Below are 16,901 nucleotides of genomic sequence, written 5' to 3'. Positions count from 1 at the left end.
TTAACCGTTTTCTTTTTAGGCTGATGATGCTTTTGGTCACTTGCGACGAGTCCCTCTGCTACCGATATCCGAGCCGACCGCCGCATCGCGATTGTTCGAACGAGTACGAATTTTCGCCCCCGCTAACCCGTGCAGATGTATCGCTACTCCTTGCAAATCATCAATTTGTTGCCATCCGGGTCCTTTACGACGAACCAATGGTCATGCTCGATTTCGGTGACGAGCTCCACGCCGAGCTCTTTCATATAGTCCAGCGAAGCCTGGAGATTATCGGTCATCAGCATAAAGGCAGGGGTCTCGATGGAGGGCGCTCCGCCCGGACGGTCGCCTCCCCACATCGGCATCGTATCAAGAATAATGCCGGTACCATCCATGAGAAGCGGACACAGATGGCCGGAACTTATGGGGCAATCGGCTTCATTCAGCCCGAGAACCCGGCAGTACCAGCTGCGGGACTTCTCGATATCCCGAACCGGGACAAAGATGCTTCCGACTTTGTTTTTGATCGGACTGGCTGTTGCGGAGCCTTCTTGGGTTTGCTGTTGTTCGTTCATTGGATTTCCTCCATTTATGATTTTTAGCGCCTTAGGAATTATAACCGGACGGTAGCCTTCGGGCAGTTTTTTGCGCAGCGGCATTTGGCTCATGAATGATCCTCCGTTTATGTATTCTTGGAAATGACCGGCACGCAGCACTCGACGGTCACCGACCGCTCCCAATCGGCGGCAGCCCGATCCGTCTCCTTGCCGCTTCCGGCCGGCATATAGCTGACATACCAGAAGCGTTCTTCATCCTCCGCATATTCGGAAGATGTGCCGAGCCATCGATAGATCCGCTCCAGTACGCCCGTCATCGAACCGTAAGCTTTGGTCGTCAAAGAGGCATACAATCCGGCTTCCAGCCGGGTAACCCGAAAACTGTCTTCCTCGGATGGAATGAAGTTTTCAGGCAGTGAAAGGTACACGTTATAAAAGCTGCTTTCGCTTTCGCTCTGCGGGAAGCTGCAGCTCATAAATATTCGAAGGCGGCCGTCGCCGGCAAAATCATGGCGGGTCAGCCAGTCGACCGAGGCTTTGTCGGCTTGCGTTACGCAATCGGCGCCTTCGGCTCGAAAGGATATGACCGTCACCGGCGGCCGTTCGCCGATTCCGATCGTCGCCGGCTCTTGGCCGCGCTTTACGGGAAGATACAGCTTCATGCGGGCGATATGGCTGCCGAACGGCTGATACTCTTCCAGAAAATAGCCGTGCTCCCCCAGCTCGAATGTGCTTCGGGGCAGCCATTCGGACAGCAGCCGGTTCCAGGAGGCGACGATGGCGGCGCCGGAGCCTGCTGGCGTTCGCGACACGGCATAGAGGCCGCCGGGCAATTCGATGGGGCGCAGGTCCGGATGCGCCGGCAGGCGTTCGCTGTCGCTCTCAATCTCGCATACAGCCGCCATTTGGTAGCCGTATGGCTTCTCCGATTCCCGGTCGGGCCCGACGTTCCAGCCGAAAATTCGCATGCGGCCCGGAAGATTTTCGCTTGCCGCCAGAAGGGCTCGAAACCGGCTGACAGCCGCAGCCTCCAATCCTTCTTCGTGCTCGGCGGCGTGCAGGCAGCCGATTCCTATGCGGGGATCCAGCCGTATAACCTTCACGTCGGGATAACGCTCGGACACCTCCCGTTCCTCCAAGTAAGATTCGTATTCATTGGTGTCGATTCGCTCGAAGCTGTAAATCAGCCCGGCTCGCCGGTATAAGCCCGGAGTCAGGCCGGTGGTTCGCTTGAACGATTTGGTGAACGTTTGATACGTATCGAAGCCGCAGCGGAACCCGATTTCGATGGCGGGAAGCCCGGTATGACGAAGGAGGCAGGCCGCCTCGCTCGTTCTACGTTTGCGTATGTATTCTTTGATGGGATGGCCCGTTACGGCATAAAACATGCGATACAGATTCGGCACCGACATCGCAGCCGCTTCGGCGATTTGCTCAAGCTCCAAGGGCTCGTCAAGATGTTCCTCGATATAATCGATCGCGCGCTGGACAATAGCTGCCGTGTGCATATCGGCCCTCCTTTGATTCGGCTGCGAAACCCGGGAAATTTACTTATGTTGGAATTATCATAGCAGAATGCTTCGGGCTTGGAGTGTATTTTTTTATCAACATACCGTAAAAGATATCTTTCACGGCATACAAGTTTATGCCTATTAAATATTTTTACTTACTAAATTTGAGAAACGATAAATAAATGAGTAAACTAGAGATATTGAAGGAGGCGAAACAAAATGACGGAGCTGGCAACAAGTATGGAAATAGGAATCAGTACATTTTTGGAGAGCACGCCGGATCCCGTGACAGGGAAGGTCATCAGCCACGCGGAAAGGCTGCGCGACGCGGTTGAGGAGATCGTGCTGGCCGATCAGGTCGGCCTGGACGTATACGGAGTCGGGGAGCATCATAGAGCCGATTATGCGGGCTCCGCACCCGCCGTCGTTCTTGCGGCCGCCGCTGCCATGACCAAGCGGATACGGCTCACGAGCGCCGTTACCGTGCTGTCCTCGGACGACCCGGTTCGCGTGTACCAAGCCTTCTCCACCCTGGACGGCATCTCTAACGGCCGGGCCGAAATTATGGCGGGCCGGGGCTCGTTCATCGAGTCTTTCCCGCTTTTTGGGTACAGTCTGGACGATTACGACGAATTGTTCGAAGAGAAGCTGGAGCTGCTGCTTGCGATCCGGGCCTCGGAGAAGGTGACTTGGCGCGGCGGCCATCGTCCGGCGATCCGCAGCCTGGGCGTTTATCCGCGGTCCGTGCAGAGTCCTCTGCAGGTATGGATCGCAAGCGGGGGCAATGCGCAATCGGCTATACGTGCAGGCATGCTGGGGCTTCCTATCGCATTCGCTATTATCGGCGGAATGCCCGAGAGCTTTGCTCCATTAGTATCGCTTTATAAGGAGGCTGCCGCGCGGGCCGGTCATAATCCGGATACGCTGCAGATCGCGACGCATTCACACGGCTTTGTCGGAGAAACGACCGAGCAGGCTGCCGATACGTTTTTCCCATCGACGCAGGCCCAAATGAACGTCCTTGCGCGCGAGCGCGGCTGGCCCCCGTACACTCGTGCAAGCTTTGACGCCGCACGAACCCTGCGGGGCGCTCTCTACGTCGGCGATCCCGAGTTTGTCGCGGAGAAAATTATTTTGCTGCGCAAAAATCTTGGGGTCACGCGCTTCTTCCTGCACGTAAACGTCGGCACGATGCCGCACCGCGAAGTGCTGCGTGCGATCGAGCTTCTCGGCACCAAGGTCGCGCCGATCGTCCGCAAGGAGCTGGCCCGGGACGGGAAGCAGGGATAGCTGAGTCCGCCGGACGGGAAGCGGCGGCATAGCCGCTAAAAAGCCGGGGTCCCCGTTTGGGGCCCCGGCCGTTTCTTTTTCTCTAACCTTTTTCTATACTGCTTACTCCGCCGCTTGCTCCAGCTTCTCGATTTGTGCTTTATACAGCTTCAAAAGCTCTGCGAGCGATTTCTTGATCGCTTCGGCATCCTTCGATTGAACCGCCTCATGAAGGGCGATCTGTCCTTCGATGAAGGAATCGGCGACAGGGGAAGCCTCTAATGTAACGATCTTGCCTTCCGAGACGGTTTGCAGCGAGGCGTTACCTTTCGGATCGTCTTGCGATACGGCGATAACGGCGGAAACTTGTCCTGCAGAATCGCTTTTTGGAAGAGTGACGTTTCCGCTGCCACCGGCAATCGGCTCCGCCGATTTGGCGGTTAGGCTGAACCGGATGTTTCGATTTCCGTCGACTCCTTGTTCAGGGAGCGTTTGAACCGTTTCCGCAGAAGCCAGGATCGACTTTTTAAACTCGATCGGCGCGTCGCCTGCGGGGACAAGCGAAGCTGTGCCCTCTTCCAGCGTTGCGAACGTGAATCCGCGGCCTGCAAGAGCATTGTATTTCTCCAGCGTTTGCTCCCAATCCGTCACTGTGTCAGGAGCGTATTCTTTGGCCAGCTTTAATGGATCGGCCAGTTGAACGGCGGCGACGGACGGTATGGCTTTTAACGTAATTGTAGCCGTGGGCGCCTCCTGGGAAGCCGTTTGGTGATTGGCCTGTTTCGTTCCGCTCTCCGCATTGGCGGCTGCAGGGACGGCGATGGCGGACACCATCAGGGCGGACAAGGCGATGTTTTTGACGAATTGTTTGTGCTTCAAGGCGAGACACTCCTTTAAAGTGGGATTTTGTTTTACAAGTCTCAGTTTATCGCCCAAGTATGGCAGGCCGTTGGTGGAATTGTGGAAAAACGATGGCACAAGCCCATGCGGGTATCCGGATTGCTATAATAGAAGTGGATTTCGGCAGGAGGTTATGGAGAATGAACGATTACGTCATCGCCGTCGTTGACGACGACCAGCATATACGCAATCTCGTTGAGGCCTATTTGATTAAGGAAAATTACCGGACGATCGGGCTGGGAACGGCCGAGGAGGCATGGGAGCTGTGGCGGAACGACCCTCCCGATATGTGGGTGCTGGACATCATGCTTCCGGGCATGGACGGCTTCGAATTGTGCAGACGGATCCGTCAAGAGGCCGAGGTGCCGATCATTATGATTTCCGCCAAGGACAACGAGGTGGATAAAATACTCGGCCTGGAGCTGGGAGGCGACGACTATATGGTCAAGCCGTTCAGCCCGCGCGAGCTCGTCGCCCGCGTGAAGCGGCAGATGCAGAAGTGGTATAAGCTCAGAGGGACGGACGATCAGTCGCCGAATCCGTCAAGCAGAGCGGCCGCGGGCGGACAGCCGGGGATCGGGCTCGGCCCGCTCACGCTTTTGCCCGAGGAGAGGCGCGCTTTCTGGGAGAAGGAAGAGATCGAGCTTACCTTCAAGGAATTCTCGCTGCTGCAAGTATTCGCCGAGCACCCGAACCGCGCTTATACGAGGGATGAGCTGCTTGTTCTCGTCTGGGGAGACGACTATTTCGGAAGCGATCGGGCGGTCGATCATCTTATCAAGCGTCTGCGCAAAAAAATGAACCGTTTGCCGGTCCAGGCGGTATGGGGACACGGCTACCGGTTAAGAATGGACGGAGGGCATCCGCAATGAAGCTGCTTCATCAAATCATTCTTGCATTCGGCCTGCTGCTCGTTCTCGTGCTGGGGATGACGGCGTTATTGATTCACTACGTGCTGCAGGATCATCTTATCGGGACGCAAAAGCAGGAGCTGACCAAGATGGGAGCTACCTTGTCTTCGCAACTGAGCGTAAATGACGCGCAGCCCATTCAGACCACAGGCGCGGCTTCTATAAGTCTTACCGCCGTTCCTGCAGTTTCCGGCGTAGAGGCGATCCTTTCGGACGCGGACGGGAACATCGTGACCGGCCCGGTGCCGGGATTTTCGCTTACGGAGTCGACTTCCGTCCAGCCTTTGGCGACGGCGGAGCCGGTCGCTCTCCAAGCGCTCTGGGAGGGGAAGGATAACCGCTATATATACAGCGTGAATACGTTGCCCGAAGGCACATTGACGCTTCTGACGCCGGTCAGCAAGATCAATGCGATCGAGCGTGCGCTGCTCGGAAAGCTGCTGATCGTACTGGGCGTCGGCGGGACGCTGGTGCTGCTGCTGAGCGCGCTCATCACGCAAAAGCTTATCCGGCCCCTCATGGAGCTGCAGAAAGAGCTGAAAAAGGTGAAGGCGCGCCATTTTGCCGAAGTGAAGCTCGTTAAAGCCGGAGGCGAAATCGGAGCCGTCGCGCAAACCGTGCATGAGCTGGCGGGCGAGCTGGACAGATACAACCGCGTGCAGAAGGAGTTTATCCAGAACGCGTCCCACGAGCTCAAGACGCCGCTTATGTCGATTGCGGGTTATGCGGAGGGAATACGGGACGGTGTGTTCGAGGGCGAAGGTACGCGTAAGGGGCTGGATATCATCTTAAGCGAGAGCGGCCGACTGAAGCGGATCGTCACGGAGATGACGCTGCTCGCCAAGCTGGACAGCGAAGAGGATATTTTTCGGCCGGCTGCGGTCAATATCAAGGAGATGCTGGAGGAGACGGTCGAGCGGATCAACCCGCTTGTCGTCGCCAAAGGGCTGGAGCTCCGCACCGCTTGCCGCGAAGAGGCGCGTAATCCGTTAATGGTGAGCGTCGACCGGGATAAGCTGCTGCAGGCGCTGCTGAACGTCGTATCGAACGCCGCGCGTTACGCGAACCGCTGCATCGCAATCGAAGCCAGGATGGAAGATGGAGGAATCATTATCTCAATCGCCGACGACGGCAAGGGCATACCGGAGCAGCTGCTGCCTCATCTTTTCCACAGGTTCGTCAAAGGCAAGGATGGCGAAACCGGCCTCGGCCTCGCCATCTCCCGGGCGATCGTCGAGCGCTGCGGCGGCCGGATCAAAGCGGGGAACCGGTCGGAAGGCGGCGCAGTCTTCTCGCTGCGCCTTCCGGCGGCAGCTTGACTGCAGGAACGTAATGCGGGGTATCTTATCGCAGGACAAGCCCGGAATCCCGGGCTTTGCTTTTTTAACGATTAACGTGCACTTCCCGATTTATGCTTACGAAGTCGCCTTTCTCGAAAGTATCTAGGATGGCGCAGCCGTTTATCCTTGTAGTTTCAGAAAGTTTACATTCTATAAAGCTATTCGTATACGGGAGGAACCCGCCATAAGTCGATGAGTCGAGATAGTGAAGAAAACCACATTGTTCATGAGGCTAGGCGCACTATTTTCGAAACAACATAGCGTTTTCGGCAAAAGAATGAGGGAAAACTTACTATTCCTTTTTTTCCTAACAAGAGAAGTAGTGAGTTTTTCCTTACTGTACCGCCGAACTCGAGAAATTGGCAAGAAAGAATGAGGCTAGTACGCCGTCAAGTCTAAAACTAGGGATTGATAACCTGGTTATGAAAGCAAAAACACGGATATCGTAATGGTTGTGCACGAACCGTGCGATTAGTGTAGAAAACCTTATTGTTCATGAGGCTGTCCTCACTATTCAACCGGTAAAACACTCCTTTTCGCCAAATAGTGAGGCAAACGTAACTATCAATTTCGTTTGCCTCACTATTCGTTGCGTTTGCCTCATTATGCCACCAGAACACGGGTTTTCGGCTAGAAACAATGAGATTTACCTTACTAATAGTAGCGCTTGCCTCATTACCTCACCAAAACACGGGTTTTCGGTGTGAAATAGTGAAGTTTGCCTCACGAATAGTAAACTTCGCCTTATTATGCCGATCACGATCCGTTGCACGATCAAATGCCTTGTCCCAGTTTATGCATACGAAGCCGCTTTCTTCGAAAGCGATTTGGACGGCGAAGCCGTCTATCTTTGACGCTTGGGCGCCCAAAAAAAGGGTTGACTTTCCATCCATATAATCGCATAATTTAACATACTATTATGTATGAAATGTATATTAAGTTTCGAATTAGGGGCTTATTCAAACATATAGTATTATTGCTTAGTATTTAGGAGGCCTGTATGTCGCAAATGATGAATGACAGCGCAGCGCCGAGCAGCGGCTCGAACCGTCGGAACGTGACGATTGCCTTGATGGTGGCGACGTTCCTGACGGCGATCGAAGGAACGATCGTCAGTACGGCGATGCCGACGATCGTCAGCGAGCTGCACGGCCTGGAGCGTATGAATTGGGTGTTCGCCGTATACTTGCTTACATCGGCCGTAACGACGCCCATATTCGGGAAGCTGGCCGATTTGTTCGGCCGCAAAATTATTTTTACAATCGGCACGGTGCTGTTCCTGATCGGGTCGACGCTGTGCGGGTTCGCGCAAGATATGGATCAGCTGATCTGGTTCCGGGCGCTGCAAGGGATCGGCGCGGGCGCGATTATGCCGGTGACCTTTACGATTATCGGCGATTTGTACCCGATGGAGCAGCGCGCAAGAGTGCAAGGTATCATCGGAATGATCTGGGGCGTGGCTGGCGTCGTCGGTCCGCTTGTAGGCGGTTTTTTTGTCGATGTGCTTACCTGGCACTGGATTTTCTTCATTAACGTGCCATTCGGCTTGCTTTCGATGGTGCTGGTCGCGGCGTCCTTGAAGGAATCGTTCGAACGAAGCCGGAAGAAGATCGACTATGCCGGCGCGGTAACGTTCACGATCGGTATGGTGGCTCTGCTTTATGCGCTGCAGAGAGGCAGCGAAACGCACAGCTGGGCATCGCCGTCGATGCTGCTCCTTTACGCGGCGGCCGTCGTCTTCCTGGCGTTATTCCTTTACGTGCAGACGAAAGCGTCGGAGCCGATGCTTCCGCTTAAGCTGTTCCGCATCCGTGACATCGCCGTCGCAAGCGTGGTCAGCTTCCTGACGAGCATGGTGATGATCGGCATCATGGTGTACATTCCGATGTGGATTCAAGGCGTACTCGGCTATGGCGCGACTTACGCGGGCTTCGCCATCACGCCTATGACGATCACATGGACGGTGGGAGCCTTTTTCAGCGGAAGGCTGCTGGTGCAGAAAGGCTCGCGTTACAGCGCCATTCTCGGGATCATCGTTCTTATTATCGGCTCTTTGTGGCTTGCGCTGCTCGATATTTCGGCGTCGCAGTTTGCGTTTTATGTCATCACCGGCCTGTACGGCATCGGCTTCGGTATCGTGGTGACCGTCTTCACCGTCACCGCCCAATCTGCGGTCGACTGGACGATGCGGGGCGTTTCGACAGCCTCGATTACGCTCTTCCGTACGCTCGGACAAACGTTCGGCGTGGCCGTTTACGGGACTTATTTCAACTCGCGTTTGGCCTCAGAGCTCTCAAGCAAGCAAGCGGAGTCCGGAGGAATGAAGCTGGAGGATATTAATCGGCTCATCAATCCCGAGACGGCGGCGCAGCTGCCGGAGGGAGGGAGGCAGGCGATGCGGGAAGTGCTTGTTTCCGGCATGCACAGCATCTTTTTGCTGCTTGTCGTTTTTTCGGTCGCCGCTTTGGCGATTTCGTTCCTGCTGCCCAAGCGGCAAAGCGGCGCACAGCCGGCGGCCATGCCTGCCAATGCCGGAGGCGCCGAATAAGGAAGCCCGGCCGCTTCGCGGCTATTCGTCGCGGAGCTTATGCATAAAAGTTTTTGGCCTAGGGGAAGCTTGAATTGCTGTTAAGACCCATCATACTTAAAGGAGTGTTTGAACATGTACGACATCGTTATTATCGGAGGAGGACCTGCCGGGTCCAGCGCAGCTATTTTCGCCGCAAAATCGGGTAAGAAGACACTCGTCATCGACAACGACAAAAGCGTCACCAAACGCGCATGGGTTGAAAACCACTACGGCGTAAAGGAGATTACCGGCCCGGATCTCGTCGCGATTGGCAAGGAGCAAGCCGCTAAATTCGGCGCGGAATACGTGGAGGATAAGGCAACCGGCATCGCTAAGAGCGGCGAAGGGCTGACCGTTTCCACGGAGAACGGCTCCTACGAAGCGAAGCATGTTATCGTCGCTACAGGCATGATGGTCGATGTGGCGGAAGCGTCCGGTATCGAGGTAATCCCGGGTACCGAGCCGCGCATCGCAAAAATTTTGAAGGTCGATGCAGCAGGTCGCACGAATGTCGACGGCGTTTGGTCCGCAGGCACCTGCGCAGGCGTCAGCATGCATACGATCGTCACCGCCGGCGACGGCGCGAAGGTCGCAATCAACGTAATCAGCGAGCTGAACGGCGCGCGTTACGTCGATCACGACGTGCTGAAGGCGTAAATCATTTAGCGGTTTATGCTGCCGGGGAATTTCGAGCCCCGGCAGCTTTTCGATTAATCCCCCTTATTTAGCTTAAATAAATCGCTGGGACAAGGGGAGCTAATTTGACTTTTTTTCCATAATGAGCTACAATTTGTTTGCGCTTAATTTCCGATTGTACAAATCGGAAAGCGGGGGAACCACTTTTCTGGGGCGAATCGATTTGAAGGTTGAATCGTAGGGAACCATCTTTCCCGAGTCCGTCAGCTAACCTCGTCAGCAGGGGATGGGTCAAATCCGATCTTTATTATTTGCTGCACGCTTTGACCCGTGAATAGGGTCTTTTTGCATTTTTTCGGACCTCCCGGCTTGCTCAAGCGCAATGTTGTTTTGTTGCGGTTGCTGCAGAGCCGGTTTTTTCATTTTTTGCCGGAATGCGAGGTTCTATCGGGTCGGTTTGGCGTAACGTCGAAGCAAGAATGCTAGGTATGGATGAATCGATCTTGCAGGTCGGATTTCCAACATTCACTGGGAGGGATAGGGCGCTTAGCCCCCATTCGATACGGTCATGGCGTTTATTTATCGGACGCTTTAGGCAATCGGCCGGATCATGGGGATCACATAGATGAAAAAATCCAACACAACCTTAGGAGGAAAATGCCATGCCACAACCAAAGTACATTACCGATATCGAGAAAATTACGTCGATACCCGAGAAGGAAAGGGCCCGGCTTAAGCAAATTACCGAGAAGTTTGTGTTTCGAGTCAACGATTATTACTTGAATCTTATCGATTGGAACGATCCGCAGGACCCGATCCGCAAGCTTGTCATTCCGAATGAAGGCGAGCTGGAGGAATACGGGCGCTGGGATGCGTCGGACGAGGACACCAATTACGTCGTGCCGGGCTGCCAGCATAAGTATCGCACGACCGCGCTGCTGATCGTTTCGGAGGTTTGCGGCTCCTATTGCCGGTATTGCTTCCGCAAGAGACTGTTCCGCAATGACGTTAAGGAAGCGATGTCCGATGTCGAACCGGGCCTTGCTTATATCGCCGCCAATCCGGAAATCAACAACGTTCTGCTTACCGGGGGAGACAGTCTGATTCTGGCGACGCCGAAGCTGCGCATGATTTTGGAACGTTTGCGCGAAATTCCTCATGTCCAAATCATTCGTTTAGGCTCCAAAATTCCGGTCTTTAATCCGATGCGGATTTACGAGGACGAAGAGCTGCTGGAGACGATCCGCGAGTTCTCGACGCCGGAAAAACGCATTTATGTGATGGCGCATATCAATCATCCGCGCGAAATTACGCCGGAAGCTATACAAGGCTTCAAAGCCCTTCATGAGGCAGGCGCGATTGTAGTTAATCAGACACCGGTGCTCAAAGGGATCAACGACGACCCCGAGGTGCTGGGCGAGCTGCTGAACAGGCTTTCTTGGGCCGGCGTAACGCCCTATTACTTTTTCATCAATCGTCCGGTAGCGGGCAATCGCGATTTCGTCCTTCCGCTGAACGAAGTTTACCGGATCGTGGAGGGCGCTAAAGCCAGAACGTCGGGACTCGGCAAAAGAGTGCGGCTTTCGATGAGCCATACGTCCGGCAAAATTGAAATTTTGGCGATCGAAAACGGCAAGGCGTATTTGAAATACCACCAGTCCCGCGACGGCCATTACGGCAAATTTATGACGCTCGATTGCCCCGATGATGCCGCATGGTTCGACGATCTGCCGGGAAATGAGAGACATTGGATCAAACCGGTCAAAAAAACGAACCGCGTCGTTTCCGTAAACGAGCTGCCGGATATGCCGCAAAAAAAGCGCGTAACCACACGTTAAAAATCGTCGTGAGGCGAAGGCTCCAAAAGCGACTCCTCGAATCGAATGTTTTTCTTTTCAACGATGCCCCCATATGCGCGTTCTCATGTGACGCTCCGTAATGTCGTCTATCCGTCGCTCAGAGTGCTCTCAACTTCTCCCGATTCGCAGGTCCGCCATTCGGATGAGAGTGGAAAAAGTTGGGAGCTCTTCAGGGCTTTTTTGAACCAAAAAAGAGGCCGAGACCGTCGTCGAGAAGCTCCTCCGCCAAGGCAGGCAAGAGGATGTGCTCGTCGACGAAGATCCGGCCCCCTGTGAAAGAGGTCGATCGCAGCTATTTCCGTATCGGGCTGGCGCAGTTTTTGACGTGGCTGATATGGAAGTACTGCCATTTTTGATCCGGTGTGACGAATGCCAGTGTATGATTCTCCACTTTTTCCAGAGTTCCCAACCGGTTTGATTTCAGGCCGAAGTCGAGCATGACGACCTTGCCTTCGTATGATCGGATCTGAGCTTCGAACGAATCGGCATACGATTCCGCGGAAGTGTCCGCTGCCGTGAGTCCGGGTTTGCCGCAGGAAAGCAGGCCGCCTTCATACGGGCTGAGCCATTTGATATGGAATACCGGAATCAGCAGCGTTTGATGAACCGGCGAATGGAATACGATATAGTCGTCTCTGAAATGGGCGATATGACCATAAACCGATTGCCGCTCGGCAAGGCAAAGCTCCGTAAGCAACCCTTGCGCCTCTTGTACGATCTTGGCGAAGCTTAGCGAATCGTCACTGCGGGCTTTTTTGTGCGGAGGCTGCGCGTATTCCGAATTTTTCTTGGAGCTGACCTCCATGTGTTGGATATGAGCTGCGGGAATATATAAATATTTGGTATCCTCGTAGATTACGAGCACATCCGGTCCGCAATCGATCAGCATACCGGAGCGTTTGCGTTCGCCGGACAGCTCGACGATGACTTCCTTTCCTAAATACGTTTTCAAAGTCTGCATAAGAAATCCCCCTGCCAAAATAGTAACGGGAACCGTTCATTTTCGTTTCGGCTGCTGCCGACTAGTAAATCCAATCCACCCAAAATGCGAGGCAAACGAGCGTGAAGAGAACCGAAGCCGGAATCGCGATAATCGTAACCTTCACATAGTCCTTCCAACTGATTTTTACGCGATGCTGGCGAAGAATATGAAGCCAGATAAGTGATGCTAACGTACCGATCGGCAAAAGCAAGGAGCCTAAATCGCTGCCGATGACGCTTGCGAGATAAGCGATCTTGAGCGTCAGCGGATCGAGATGCATGCTGGTCAAAGTAAGCGTCCCGACCATTAAGGCCGGATGGTTGTTGAAGAAGATGGACATGATCGACAGCAGGGCGCCCATCGTTAAGCTGGCGTTGAGCAGATCGCCGGCAATCATCGGCTGGATGACGCGAACGAGCCAATCGGTCAACCCGATATTATGCAAGCCGTAAATGATTACATACATGCCGAACGCAAAAACGAGAATATGCCACGGCGTTTTTTTGAGCATATCGACAGGCGTAACCTTCAAATAGTACCAGCGCCATAACAGCAAAACCGCCGAGCCGAAAACGGCGACGATTTCAATCGGTATGTGTAAGTAGGAAGCGACGAACAAGCTCACGCGAATGGAGAAAACGAATAAGAGCAGGTTGCGCATGAAGGTATCCCGATTTTGGGGAAGGAAGAACGATTGGTTCGATTGTGTGCCTAACGGATGTTTTCCCGGACCTTGGTACGGAATGCCCCGGGAAGGCGTCCGAAGCTTTCGCGGCAGCTGTTTATAAAAGCATAGAAACAGAACGAGCACCAAAAATAGAAGGCCGAGCGTTGCCGGAACGAACATCATGAGCGTGTGCATATAGAGGTCCATGCCGACGATTTTAAGCGCGATCAGGTTTACGATGTTGCTGACGCCGATTGGGGCGCTGGATGCTGTTGCGACTAAGGCTCCGGATAATAGATAAGGAATTTTCTCGTGGTTCTTGAGTCCGAGGTTTTTGAGGAGAATGAGCAGGATCGGCGTTGTAATCAGAATGCTGCCGTCATTGTTGAAGAACAGCGTCATCAGAAAACAGATCAGATTGACGTACCAGAAAAGCCGGACTCCGTCGCCCTTCGCTCTGGCGGCAAGCCCTTCGGCGGCCCAGACGAAAAACCCGAAACTTTCCAGGACGATCGCCATGACGATGGTCGCCATTATGGTTATGGCCGCCCCGCCTATCGTTTCCCCGATTGTACCCAAATCCGCTAACGATACGCTTCCGCTTGCAAGCACGATCAGCGCGCCGAAGGTGGCGGGGATCGCTTCATTCATTCCTCTCGGCCGCCATAGGACGAGTACCATTGTAAAAAGAAATGCAAGAACGGTCAGTGAAACCATGGAGGAGGAAATGTTCATCTTGTCACCCTTTTTCCTTTAAGACTCTATTGCCCTTCTCTGAAACCCTCCGGTGCCGATTGAGCGTTTTTGTCGGAGAACGGGAACGGTCGTCTTCGAGCGCTGCTCCGGGCGGCAAGCTGCGGGCTGCGACGGCTGCCGTCCCATGCAAAATACGGTTGAAGCCCATTGTTGCTGCGGCGATGGCCAAGACCATAACGATGCACCCTCCTTTGAATGTTGTGCATGACTATCGACTATCAACGAGCGGCTAGCGAAAGCTCGTCATAAGCGTGTGACTAAACTAGTGATTTTCTTTACCTACCAACTATCATTGATAGATAGTGATACCTTATATATACGTAACCTGCCGGCGGTTTGCTCTCGTGTTAAAGCCTGCCGGGCTGTAAATTCCACGCTAGTTGATAGATAGTAATCTAGCGTTTTGCAAGGCAACGCCCAATATGGTACAAAGGAAAGGAAGAAGCCGGAAACGATGGGGAGGGTAACCGATGCCTGAAAGCATATCGCTTGGGCCTCTGCAGCTGCAGTGGAGCCTGCTCGGCGTGTTGTTGTCCGCTTTGGCGGGATATGCCGTAGTCAGCTTTCGATTAAAACGCGAAGATCGAATCATGTCCCGCCGCCGTACCGAAGGTCTCGCGGACGGCCCGGACGGAACCGAACGGGAAATAGACGCGGATGTTTCCGCTTTAGATGGCGCTCATGAGGAGGTTAAGCCGCAGCCACTCTTACGCAGCACACTGATGAACATTTTTGCGAATGGTTTGTTTGTCGTGCTTCTGGTTTGGAAGCTCGGTTTTCTGCTGAAGACGCCGTCGATCATCTGGGAGCAGCCGCTCGGATTGCTTATCTATTGGAGCTCGCCGGACATGGTGGTGCTTGGTGCCGTCGCCGCTGCCGTGCTTGTCCTGCTCCAGCTGCGCAAAGCGGGCATACCCGTGCAAACGGCGGCCGATGCTGCGGCATTCGGCGTCCTGGCGGCTTATACGGTGCGGCAGGCGGCCATGTGGCAAGGCGGCAGAGTAACGGAACTGCCGTGGGCGATTGCATCGGAATCTTCGCTTTTCGGCGTTCACCCTTTGGGTGCGTACGCGTTGCTGTTGTCTGCGGCGCTCGGCGTTTGGCTGTGGTGCAGGAAAGAGCCTCTTGGCACAGGGGGATACGTTCGAGATTTATGCACGTACGGCGGGCTTGGCTTGCTGGCCGTGTCCTTGTTTAAGGAGCCACCGAAAGAAACGGTTTTTCTGCTGACGGCCGAGCAGTGGGGCTTTGCGGCGCTGGCGCTGCTGGGGAGCAGTGCCGCCCGGTTGTTCGGATTGATACAATTTCCCGAAACGAGGCATACTATGGCGAGCGGTGCGGATATCCAAACTATCGCAAAGGAGCAAGACATGATGGCAGCGAACGATTCCAAGGCCCAAATCAAACAGGCGCAGCAGAACGAGGCGGAACGGCGGCATGCGGACGATACGATACAGACCGATAAAAAACTGAACGGGCCGAACCGCCCGTCAACCTGAGTCGGGAGGCTTGCTTTCGATGACCAGCGAACAAACCGGGAAGCAAACAAATGCGCATGGAAACCAAGAAACGGCTGAAGCGCAGCCGGAAGCCGTTACGAAAGACCGGTCCGATTTGGATCCGTTTGAAATCAATTTTTTACCGGAGTTTCGGCAAGGCCGGGGGCCACAAGAGCCGTTCGTCAACGAGCACGGCGTCTTGATCGGGGATCATGATTACGAGTCTTCGAATTCTCCGCTGGAGCAATGGACCGAAAATACCGATCCTGCCGTAATGTCGGGCGACGAGTGGGTGCATCCCTTCAAGGACGTCGGGTTTCAAACAAGCGAAAACCGCGATTATTTCGAACGGGGGATCACTCCGCAGACGGGGATGTTCATGCATCCGGACAAAAATGCTTCTTACGATCTCGGTTCGGTAAAAGAGCCTGATGACGCGTCCGACGACCCGGCGGAAAACCGGGAGTGAGGATGGGGCCGGCTTCGAACGGCACGTTCGGCATGGAGCCGCTTTGAAGTGCGCGAAAGAGACACGGTATGCTTTGCATTCACTTGCTTGCCATGTATAATGAAGAGGTAAGCAACTTTTCTTAAATGGAAAAAGAGGAGTGAATGAATAATGTCGATGTCTTTTGAATCATATATGCGTGACATGGTTCAGCCCATGCGCGACGACTTGACCCGTATCGGCGTCACCGAGCTTCGCACGCCTGAGGAAGTCGTGGAAAATTTGCCGTATGCCAAAGGAACGGCGCTTCTCGTTATTAACTCCGTATGCGGCTGCGCAGCCGGACAATGCCGTCCGGGCGTTGCAAAAGCGCTGCAGAACGAAGTGAAGCCCGACTTGTTGTTTACGGTATTTGCCGGCCAGGACAAGGAAGCTACAGCGAAGGCGCGCGAATATTTGGCGCCATATCCGCCGTCTTCCCCATCCATCGCCCTGTTTAAGGACGGACAGCTGGTTCACTTTATCCAGCGTCATCAAATCGAAGACCGGTCCGCCGACATGATCGCAGCCGATTTGACCGGGGCTTTCGAGGAGTTCTGCAAGTAAAAGGAAGCAGCGCAAACGCAAGCTTTCGTATAAAAGAAACCAACCTAGCGGTGTTCCGCTAGGTTTTTCTTAATTTATTCAGAAAGGTTATCGTGGAAGCGGCTCTAAATCTCGGCAACCTAATTTGTTCTGATCCACTCCCGGTACGTGTCGGCTTGGTTTGTTGACGAGGCAAAAACAAACCAGAACAATGCCATTGAGAAGCGGAATAGCAGGAGGGGGACGAAGAATTTTGTCGAATCAAGTCGAAATTGTTATTGTAACCGGATAAATAACGATTTATTTAGGGGTACTGGTTTAAATAACATCAGAAGTAAATCACAAAAACGAGAATTATCACATAGACATCACAATCGAAGCATATGTTTTATTACCGACAATTTATAGACATACGAACAAATGTTTCTGTAAG

Annotated in this window: 15 protein-coding genes and 1 riboswitch; of the genes, 9 read left to right on the top strand and 6 right to left on the bottom strand. The window is 53.9% G+C overall.

Annotation, left to right across the window (positions count from 1 at the left end; all coding sequences use genetic code 11):
- Positions 1 to 143: 143 nt before the first annotated feature.
- A complete protein-coding gene (locus DQG23_RS28635) occupies positions 144 to 554 on the bottom strand; it encodes a VOC family protein (protein WP_113034532.1) in 411 nt (136 codons plus the stop codon).
- Between the two features lie 107 nt (positions 555 to 661).
- Entirely contained in the window at positions 662 to 2,044 is a 1,383-nt protein-coding gene (locus tag DQG23_RS28630; RefSeq protein WP_113034468.1) for an AraC family transcriptional regulator, read from the bottom strand.
- Positions 2,045 to 2,266: 222 nt separating this feature from the next.
- Between DQG23_RS28630 and DQG23_RS28625 the strand changes: the two genes are divergently transcribed.
- Positions 2,267 to 3,337, top strand: coding sequence for an LLM class flavin-dependent oxidoreductase (locus tag DQG23_RS28625; RefSeq protein WP_192894652.1), 1,071 nt, complete (start codon positions 2,267 to 2,269; stop codon positions 3,335 to 3,337).
- 102 nt (positions 3,338 to 3,439) lie between these two features.
- Here the strand turns inward: DQG23_RS28625 and DQG23_RS28620 are convergent, their stop codons facing one another.
- Complete coding sequence (locus DQG23_RS28620; RefSeq protein ID WP_113034467.1) at positions 3,440 to 4,195, bottom strand: hypothetical protein; 756 nt, start codon at positions 4,193 to 4,195, stop codon at positions 3,440 to 3,442.
- A 161-nt stretch (positions 4,196 to 4,356) separates the two neighbouring features.
- Between DQG23_RS28620 and DQG23_RS28615 the strand changes: the two genes are divergently transcribed.
- From DQG23_RS28615 to DQG23_RS28595, 5 genes are all read left to right on the top strand, one after another.
- Positions 4,357 to 5,088 carry a response regulator transcription factor gene (locus DQG23_RS28615; RefSeq protein ID WP_113034466.1) on the top strand — a complete coding sequence of 244 codons (732 nt, stop codon included), beginning with the start codon at positions 4,357 to 4,359 and terminating at the stop codon, positions 5,086 to 5,088.
- Positions 5,085 to 6,446 carry an ATP-binding protein gene (locus DQG23_RS28610; protein WP_113034465.1) on the top strand — a complete coding sequence of 454 codons (1,362 nt, stop codon included), beginning with the start codon at positions 5,085 to 5,087 and terminating at the stop codon, positions 6,444 to 6,446. The genes DQG23_RS28615 and DQG23_RS28610 overlap by 4 nt, the downstream gene beginning before the upstream one ends.
- A 1,021-nt stretch (positions 6,447 to 7,467) precedes the next feature.
- Complete coding sequence (locus DQG23_RS28605; protein WP_272949073.1) at positions 7,468 to 9,015, top strand: MDR family MFS transporter; 1,548 nt, start codon at positions 7,468 to 7,470, stop codon at positions 9,013 to 9,015.
- 114 nt (positions 9,016 to 9,129) lie between these two features.
- On the top strand, positions 9,130 to 9,693 hold the full coding sequence (locus DQG23_RS28600) for an NAD(P)/FAD-dependent oxidoreductase (RefSeq protein ID WP_113034464.1): 564 nt from the start codon (positions 9,130 to 9,132) through the stop codon (positions 9,691 to 9,693).
- A gap of 130 nt (positions 9,694 to 9,823) precedes the next feature.
- Positions 9,824 to 9,969, top strand: a riboswitch (cyclic di-AMP (ydaO/yuaA leader).
- 365 nt (positions 9,970 to 10,334) lie between these two features.
- On the top strand, positions 10,335 to 11,510 hold the full coding sequence (locus DQG23_RS28595) for a KamA family radical SAM protein (RefSeq protein ID WP_113034463.1): 1,176 nt from the start codon (positions 10,335 to 10,337) through the stop codon (positions 11,508 to 11,510).
- A gap of 313 nt (positions 11,511 to 11,823) precedes the next feature.
- On the opposite strand, the gene DQG23_RS28590 is transcribed toward DQG23_RS28595, so the two are convergent.
- From DQG23_RS28590 to DQG23_RS28580, 3 genes are all read right to left on the bottom strand, one after another.
- Positions 11,824 to 12,492, bottom strand: a complete 669-nt coding sequence (locus tag DQG23_RS28590) for a DUF2642 domain-containing protein (RefSeq protein WP_113034462.1) — start codon at positions 12,490 to 12,492, stop codon at positions 11,824 to 11,826.
- A 61-nt stretch (positions 12,493 to 12,553) separates the two neighbouring features.
- A complete protein-coding gene (locus DQG23_RS28585; RefSeq protein WP_113034529.1) occupies positions 12,554 to 13,897 on the bottom strand; it encodes an arsenic transporter in 1,344 nt (447 codons plus the stop codon).
- 22 nt (positions 13,898 to 13,919) lie between these two features.
- Entirely contained in the window at positions 13,920 to 14,111 is a 192-nt protein-coding gene (locus DQG23_RS28580; RefSeq protein WP_113034461.1) for a hypothetical protein, read from the bottom strand.
- Between the two features lie 295 nt (positions 14,112 to 14,406).
- Between DQG23_RS28580 and DQG23_RS28575 the strand changes: the two genes are divergently transcribed.
- The 3 genes from DQG23_RS28575 to DQG23_RS28565 all read left to right on the top strand — a co-directional run bounded on the left by DQG23_RS28575 (position 14,407) and on the right by DQG23_RS28565 (position 16,489).
- Positions 14,407 to 15,435 (top strand): hypothetical protein, encoded by a 1,029-nt coding sequence (locus DQG23_RS28575; protein WP_113034460.1) that lies wholly within the window; start codon positions 14,407 to 14,409, stop codon positions 15,433 to 15,435.
- 19 nt (positions 15,436 to 15,454) lie between these two features.
- Positions 15,455 to 15,904 (top strand): DUF3905 domain-containing protein, encoded by a 450-nt coding sequence (locus tag DQG23_RS28570; protein WP_113034459.1) that lies wholly within the window; start codon positions 15,455 to 15,457, stop codon positions 15,902 to 15,904.
- A 150-nt stretch (positions 15,905 to 16,054) separates the two neighbouring features.
- A complete protein-coding gene (locus DQG23_RS28565) occupies positions 16,055 to 16,489 on the top strand; it encodes a BrxA/BrxB family bacilliredoxin (RefSeq protein ID WP_113034458.1) in 435 nt (144 codons plus the stop codon).
- Positions 16,490 to 16,901: the final 412 nt, after the last annotated feature.

Source organism: Paenibacillus contaminans, from assembly GCF_003285015.1.
Classification (GTDB): Bacteria; Bacillota; Bacilli; order Paenibacillales; family NBRC-103111; genus Paenibacillus_V; species Paenibacillus_V contaminans.
This window is presented reverse-complemented; position numbering and strand designations above follow the sequence as displayed.

Coding starts and splice junctions, on each gene's coding strand:
- DQG23_RS28635 (WP_113034532.1), bottom strand. CDS start 554: ATGAACGAACAACAGCAAACCCAAGAAGGCTCCGCAACAGCCAGTCCG.
- DQG23_RS28590 (WP_113034462.1), bottom strand. CDS start 12,492: ATGCAGACTTTGAAAACGTATTTAGGAAAGGAAGTCATCGTCGAGCTG.
- DQG23_RS28595 (WP_113034463.1), top strand. CDS start 10,335: ATGCCACAACCAAAGTACATTACCGATATCGAGAAAATTACGTCGATA.
- DQG23_RS28600 (WP_113034464.1), top strand. CDS start 9,130: ATGTACGACATCGTTATTATCGGAGGAGGACCTGCCGGGTCCAGCGCA.
- DQG23_RS28615 (WP_113034466.1), top strand. CDS start 4,357: ATGAACGATTACGTCATCGCCGTCGTTGACGACGACCAGCATATACGC.
- DQG23_RS28630 (WP_113034468.1), bottom strand. CDS start 2,044: ATGCACACGGCAGCTATTGTCCAGCGCGCGATCGATTATATCGAGGAA.
- DQG23_RS28575 (WP_113034460.1), top strand. CDS start 14,407: ATGCCTGAAAGCATATCGCTTGGGCCTCTGCAGCTGCAGTGGAGCCTG.
- DQG23_RS28625 (WP_192894652.1), top strand. CDS start 2,267: ATGACGGAGCTGGCAACAAGTATGGAAATAGGAATCAGTACATTTTTG.
- DQG23_RS28610 (WP_113034465.1), top strand. CDS start 5,085: ATGAAGCTGCTTCATCAAATCATTCTTGCATTCGGCCTGCTGCTCGTT.
- DQG23_RS28605 (WP_272949073.1), top strand. CDS start 7,468: ATGTCGCAAATGATGAATGACAGCGCAGCGCCGAGCAGCGGCTCGAAC.
- DQG23_RS28580 (WP_113034461.1), bottom strand. CDS start 14,111: ATGGTCTTGGCCATCGCCGCAGCAACAATGGGCTTCAACCGTATTTTG.
- DQG23_RS28570 (WP_113034459.1), top strand. CDS start 15,455: ATGACCAGCGAACAAACCGGGAAGCAAACAAATGCGCATGGAAACCAA.
- DQG23_RS28565 (WP_113034458.1), top strand. CDS start 16,055: ATGTCGATGTCTTTTGAATCATATATGCGTGACATGGTTCAGCCCATG.
- DQG23_RS28585 (WP_113034529.1), bottom strand. CDS start 13,897: ATGGTTTCACTGACCGTTCTTGCATTTCTTTTTACAATGGTACTCGTC.